We start from the raw sequence: 6,592 nt of genomic DNA, 5'->3' as shown, positions 1-6,592 counted from the left end.
CCGGGGGGGATAGTCTCTCGCTCGACCACACACACTCACATAATTATCCCCCGGGGCGCGCCCGCGCCCGCACACGGCCCCCCCCCAGTGCGGGGGCCCCCCCTCCCCTTGTCCCCTACTGCCTCGGCGGCAGCTTCGGGCGGGCCCGGTTGGGGGTGTCGGTGTAGTCCGGGGGGACGGCCGGCGGGTTGGAGTCCAGCAGTTCCAGGGCGAGTTGCACGGCGTCGTCCAGCTGGGCGTGGCGGCCCTCGGCCCAGTCCAGCGGGGTGCGCAGGATCTCCAGGTCGGGCATGACGCCGTGGTTCTCGACGGACCAGCCGTAGGCGTCGAACCAGGCCGCGTTCATCGGTACGGTGATCACCGTGCCGTCGCCCAGGCGGTGGCGGCCGGTCATGCCGACCACGCCGCCCCAGGTGCGCTGGCCGACCACCGGGCCGAGCTTCAGCAGCCGGAAGGCGGCGGTGATCATGTCGCCGTCGGAGGAGGTCGCCTCGTCGGCCAGGGCGACCACCGGACCCCGGGGCGCGTTGGAGGCGTACGAGACCGGCTGGGCGTTGCGGGTCAGGTCCCAGCCGAGGATCGTACGGGTGAGTTTCTCGATGACGAGTTCGCTGATGTGGCCGCCCGCGTTGCCGCGTACGTCCACGATCAGCGCGGGCCGGGACATCTCCATGCGCACGTCGCGGTTGAACTGGGCCCAGCCGGAGCCGCCCATGTCGGGGATGTGCAGGTAGCCGCACGTGCCGCCGCTCAGCTCGCGGACCACCTCGCGGCGCTTGGCCACCCAGTCCTGGTAGCGCAGCGGCCGTTCGTCGACGAGCGGCACGACGGCGACCCGCCGGGGCCCGCCGGGCTCGCCCTCGGGGGGCGTGAAGGTCAGCTCCACGGTCGTACCGCCGGAGCCGGCGAGGAGGGGGTAGGGGCCGGTCAGCGGGTCCACCGGGCGGCCGTCGACATGGGTGAGCGCGGCGCCCTCGCGGATGCCCGTGCCGGCCAGCGGCGAACGGGCCCTGGAGTCGGAGGAGTCGCCGGGCAGGATGCGCTTGACCACCCACCGGCCGTCGCGGCACACCAGGTTGGCGCCCAGCAGGCCCTGCCAGCGCTGGTAGTGGGGCGGTCCCTCGTTGCGCCGGGCGGCGGTGACATAGGCGTGCGAGGTGCCGAGTTCGCCGAGCACCTCGCGCAGCAGGTCGGCGAACTCGTCGGGGGAGGCGACGCGGTCGACCAGCGGGCGGTACTGGTCGAGCACCGCCGCCCAGTCGATGCCGCACATGCCCGGGTCCCAGAAGTAGGCGCGGATGAGCCGGCCGGCCTCCTCGTAGGACTGGCGCCACTCGGCGGGCGGGTCCACCTCGTGCAGGATGCGGCGCAGGTCGATCCAGACGGTGCTGTCGCTGTCGCCCGTCTCGGTGGACGGCACGGCCCGCAGATCGCCCTCGTCCACGACGACCAGCCGGGTGCCGTCGCCGCTCACCGCGAACCAGTCCAGGTGGTCGACCAGTTCGGACTTCTTCGCCTTGGTGAGGTTGAAGTACTCCAGGGTCGGGCGGCCGCTGATGTCGGCCGGGTTGGCGAAGGTCTCGCCGAGCGCGCCGGAGATCGGCCAGCGCAGCCAGACCAGGCCGCCGCCCGCGACCGGACACAGCGCGGAGTACTTGGAGGCGATCACCGGGAACGGGGTGACCCGGTTCGCCAGCCCCTCCACCTCCACGGTCACGGTGCCGTGCTCGCCGGTCTCCTCGTCCTCGGCCGGGTCCAGGCCGCCGGCGGCCGGGCGGCCCTCGGGGTTCAGGGCGAAGGGGGAGGGGGTCGCCGAGTTGAGCGGGACCAGGTACGGGCGGCAGCCGAGCGGGAAGGAGAGGTCGCCGGTGTGCACGTCGTACACCGGGTCGAAGCCGCGCCAGGAGAGGAAGGCCAGGTAGCGGCCGTCGCGGGTGAAGACGGGGTTCTCGTCCTCGAAGCGGCCGTCGGTCACGTCCACGATCAGCCGGTCCTTGATCCGGGCCAGCTTGATCTGGCGCAGGGAGCGGCCGATGCCGGGGTGGGACCAGGTGAGCCAGGCGCCGTCGGGGGAGAAGGCGAGGTCGCGGACCGGGCCGTTGACGGAGCGGATCAGCTCGACGACGCGCCCGTCGGCCGGTTCCGGCGCGGAGACGCCCGCATTCACCGCCTCCTCACCCTCTCCGACGGTCACGGCACTCTCCGCCTCCTCGCCCACGTCGACCGTCTCCTCGCCCACGTCGAGCAGGAGCAGCCGGCCGTCGTGCGCGGCGATGGCGATGCGTTCGCCGAGCGGGTCGCAGACCATCTCCAGGACCCGGCCCAGCTCGCCGGAGGCCACCCGGCGGGGCGGGCGGTCGCCGGACGCGCGGGGCAGCTGGGCGATCTCGACGGCGTCCTCGCCCTCGGCGTCCGTCACATACGCCACCTGCCCGGTGGACCCCAGCATCTCCGGCAGCCGGACCCGGACGCCGGGCGTGTCGGTGATCGTACGGGCGGGGCCGTCGCGGTGGGTGAGCCAGTGCAGGCTGCCGCGTACGACGACGGCGCTGGCCCGGCCGGTCTCGTCCACGGTGATGCCGTCGACGTTCTGCGCGGCCGGCACCTGGTAGCGGCGGCGGCCGGTGCGCGGCCCGGCGAGGCGGATGTCGAGCCGGCGCGGTGCGCCGTCCGGGGAGAGGTCGTCCACCAGCCACAGGTCGCCGGCGCACTGGTAGACCACCCGGGTGCCGTCGCTCGCGGCGTGCCGGGCGTAGAAGGAGTCGTGGTCGGTGTGCCGGCGCAGGTCGGAGCCGTCGTACGCGCAGGAGTAGAGGTTTCCGACGCCCTCGTGGTCGGAGAGGAAGGCGATCCGGCCGCCGACGAACATGGGGCAGGCCAGATGGCCCTGGAGGTCGGGCAGCAGGCGCTGTCCGTGCAGCCACAGCCGGCCCATGGCGCCGCCGCGGTAACGCTTCCAGGAGGCCGGTTCGTGCGGTGGGGTGCCGGTGAGCAGCAGGGTCTTGTGCAGGCCGTCGACGTCGGCGACCTGGATGTCGGAGACCGGGCCCCAGGGCAGCTTGCGGCCGGGGTCGCCGTCGGTGGTCACCTTGTAGGCCCAGGTGAAGTACGAGAACGGCTGGCCGTGGGAGGCGACGGCCAGGATGTCGCTGCTGCCGTCCTCGTCGGGCGGTGTCCAGCCGCAGACCTGGGTGTCGGCGTTGCCCCAGTAGGTCAGCTGCCGGGCGGGGCCGCCGTCGATGCCGACCAGATGGATCTCGGGGACGAGGCTGCGCCAGGTGGTGTACGCGATCTGGCGGCCGTCGGGGGAGAAGCGCGGGTGACCGGTCTTGGTGCGGTCCACGGTGAGCCGCCAGGCGCGGCCCGGGGCGTCGAGGGGTGCCAGCCAGAGGTCGTCCTCGGCCACGAAGCACAGCAGGTCGCCGCTGAGGTGGGGAAGGCGCAGATAGCTCACCTCCCCATGCTTTTCCGCCCACCCGGGGCGGGCAACTTGTGGAACCGCCGCTTATGTGTCCTTCACCTTCGTGACCCACCACACGTACGAAACCGTTTCGTTTCGCTAGGCGGGCGCGGTATCTTCATGGACGTACGCGGAAGCAGGCGGCGGAACGGGAGGCGAGCGGGATGACCGAAAGCGTCGCAACGGGGCGTCGCAGCCGGATCACGCCCGAGCGCGAGGCCGAGCTGTACGACGCCGTCCTCGACCTGCTCCGGGAGGTCGGCTACGACGTCCTCACCATGGACGCCGTGGCGGCCCGCACCCGGTCCAGCAAGGCCACGCTCTACCGCCAGTGGGGCGGCAAGGCCCAGCTGGTGGCGAAGGCGATCCGGCACAGCAAGCCGCGCGGCATCGCCGACATCGACACCGGTTCGCTGCGCGGCGACCTCCACGCCCTCGTCACGCGCGAGGACGACTGCACCATGGAACAGAACAACGCCCTGATGCGGGGTCTGGCCATGGCCACGCACACCAACCCGGACCTGCTCCAGGCGTTCCGGGAGCAGCTCATCGAACCCGAGCTGACGGAGTTCCGCCGCGTGTTGCAGCGGGCCGTCGACCGGGGTGAGATCCCCGCGGACCGGCCGGCGCTCCAGTTCGTGGTGCACATGATGATCGGCGCGTTCACCGCGCGCACGCTCATCGACGACCTGCCGCCCACCCAGGACTTCCTGAAGTCCTACATCGACGCCGTGGTCCTCCCCGCCCTCGGCGTACCCGCCGGCTGACCACAGGTCTCTCCCCAGCAACCCCCCGGCAAGCCCACCACCTGACGTATCCGCTCACGTCGTCGGGCTGATCACCCCTGCCCTGAAAACCCACGACTGACCGGGAGTACGCCCTCGTGGCCACATTCCTCTACAAACTGGGCCGGCTCGCCTTCCGGCGACGGCACGTCGTCGCCCTCATATGGGTGGCGCTGCTGACCCTCGCGGGCGTCGGTGCGGCCAGCGCACCCGCCGCCGGCAACACCTCGTTCTCCATCCCCGGCACCGAGGCGCAGAAGGCCTTCGACCTGCTGGAACAGCGCTTCCCCGGGATGAGCGCCAACGGCGCCACCGCGCGGGTCGTCTTCAAGGCGCCCAGCGGCGAGAAGATGACCGACGCCGGCAACAAGGCGGCCGTGGAGAAGACCGTCAAGGAGCTGGGCACCGGCGCCGAGGTCGCCTCCGTCGCCGACCCCTACACCGGGCACGCGGTCAGCCGGAACGGCACGATCGCCTACGCCTCGGTGAAGTACAAGGTCTCCGGCATGGAGCTCAAGGACTCCTCGCGGGACGCCCTGAAGAAGGCCGCACAGGACGCGCGGGACGCCGGGCTGACCGTCGAGGTCGGCGGCGACGCGCTGAACGCGACGCCCGAGACGGGCTCCAGCGAGGTCATCGGCATCGGCATCGCCGCCGTCGTCCTCGTCATCACCTTCGGCTCCCTGCTGGCCGCCGGGCTGCCGCTGCTGACCGCGATCGTCGGCGTCGGCATCGGCGTCGCCTCGATCACGGCGCTGGCCAGCGCGCTGGACCTGGGCTCCACCACCTCCACCCTGGCGACGATGATCGGCCTCGCCGTCGGCATCGACTACGCCCTGTTCATCGTCTCCCGCTACCGCGCGGAACTCGCCGAGGGCCGCGCCCGCGAGGAGGCGGCCGGCCGCGCCGTCGGTACGGCGGGTTCGGCGGTGGTCTTCGCCGGCCTGACCGTCGTCATCGCCCTGGTCGGTCTGTCCGTGGTCGACATCCCGATGCTGACGAAGATGGGCGTCGCGGCGGCGGGCACGGTCGCCATCGCCGTACTGATCGCGCTGACCATGATCCCGGCGCTGCTCGGCTACGCGGGCCGCAGGGTCAAGCCGGCCGGTGAGAAGAGCAGGCTGCTCGGTGGCGGCCGCACCCCGAAGAAGCCGGGGCGGCCCAACATGGGCACCCGCTGGGCGGGCTTCGTCGTCCGTCGCCCGGTCGCCGTGCTGCTCCTCGGTGTGCTCGGCCTCGGCGCGGCCGCGCTCCCGGCCGCCTCGCTGCAACTGGGCCTCCCGGACGACGGCTCCCAGCCGGTCTCCACCACCCAGCGCCGCGCGTACGACCTGCTCTCCGAGGGCTTCGGACCCGGCTTCAACGGCCCGCTCATGGTCGTCGTCGACGCCAAGGGCAGCTCCGACCCCAAGGCGGCCTTCACCGAGGCCGGCGACGCGATCAAGGGCCTGAAGGACGTCGTCACGGTGACCCCGGCCGCGCCCAACAAGGCGGGCGACACCGCGATCATCACCGTCGTACCGAAGTCCAAGCCGTCCTCCGCGACGACCGAGGACCTGGTGCACGCCATCCGGGACAAGGGCGCGGACATCGCCCGCACCACGGACTCCGAGGTGCTCGTCACCGGTTCGACCGCGATGAACATCGACGTCTCGCAGCGGCTGAACGACGCCCTGATCCCCTACCTGGCGCTCGTGGTCGGCCTCGCCTTCCTGCTGCTGATCGTGGTCTTCCGCTCGGTCCTGGTCCCGCTGAAGGCGGCCCTCGGCTTCCTGCTCAGCGTGCTCGCGGCGCTCGGCGCGGTCGTCGCGGTCTTCCAGTGGGGCTGGCTGTCCGGCCTGATGAACGTCGAGCAGACCGGCCCCGTCATGTCGATGATGCCGATCTTCATGGTGGGCGTGGTCTTCGGTCTCGCGATGGACTACGAGGTCTTCCTCGTGACCCGGATGCGGGAGGCGTACGTCCACGGGGAGCGGCCGAGCCAGGCGGTGGTGACCGGCTTCAAGCACGGCGCCCGGGTCGTCACCGCCGCCGCCGTCATCATGATCGCCGTCTTCTCCGGCTTCATCGGCTCCAGCGAGGCGATGATCAAGATGATCGGCTTCGGTCTCGCGATCGCCGTCTTCTTCGACGCGTTCATCGTCCGGATGGCCATCGTCCCGGCGGTGCTCGCCCTGCTCGGCAAGCGGGCCTGGTGGCTGCCGACGTGGCTGGACCGGGCGCTGCCCAACGTGGACGTCGAGGGCGAGGGACTGCGCACGCCGTCCGGCGCGGAGCCCGAGCGGGAGCCGGCCCGGGTCTGACGTCCTCTGCGACAGCCGGCCCGCGGCGGGACTGCCGGGGTTAC

General features: G+C 72.1%; 3 protein-coding genes. 2 read left to right on the top strand and 1 reads right to left on the bottom strand.

Going from position 1 to position 6,592, the window contains the following annotated elements:
* Positions 1 to 115 precede the first annotated feature (115 nt).
* Positions 116 to 3,454 (bottom strand): S41 family peptidase, encoded by a 3,339-nt coding sequence (locus ACFVIU_RS24315; RefSeq protein WP_385844993.1) that lies wholly within the window; start codon positions 3,452 to 3,454, stop codon positions 116 to 118.
* Between the two features lie 170 nt (positions 3,455 to 3,624).
* Between ACFVIU_RS24315 and ACFVIU_RS24310 the strand changes: the two genes are divergently transcribed.
* Together ACFVIU_RS24310 and ACFVIU_RS24305 are read left to right on the top strand one after the other, a co-directional pair.
* A complete protein-coding gene (locus tag ACFVIU_RS24310; protein WP_385844991.1) occupies positions 3,625 to 4,227 on the top strand; it encodes a TetR/AcrR family transcriptional regulator in 603 nt (200 codons plus the stop codon).
* A 116-nt stretch (positions 4,228 to 4,343) separates the two neighbouring features.
* Positions 4,344 to 6,548 (top strand): MMPL family transporter, encoded by a 2,205-nt coding sequence (locus ACFVIU_RS24305; RefSeq protein ID WP_385844990.1) that lies wholly within the window; start codon positions 4,344 to 4,346, stop codon positions 6,546 to 6,548.
* Positions 6,549 to 6,592 lie beyond the last annotated feature (44 nt).

It is taken from the genome of Streptomyces sp. NPDC127190, from assembly GCF_042672505.1.
Lineage (GTDB): Bacteria > Actinomycetota > Actinomycetes > Streptomycetales > Streptomycetaceae > Streptomyces.
The sequence above is the reverse complement of the archived record's forward strand: the minus strand, read 5'-3'. Positions and strand labels throughout refer to the sequence as shown.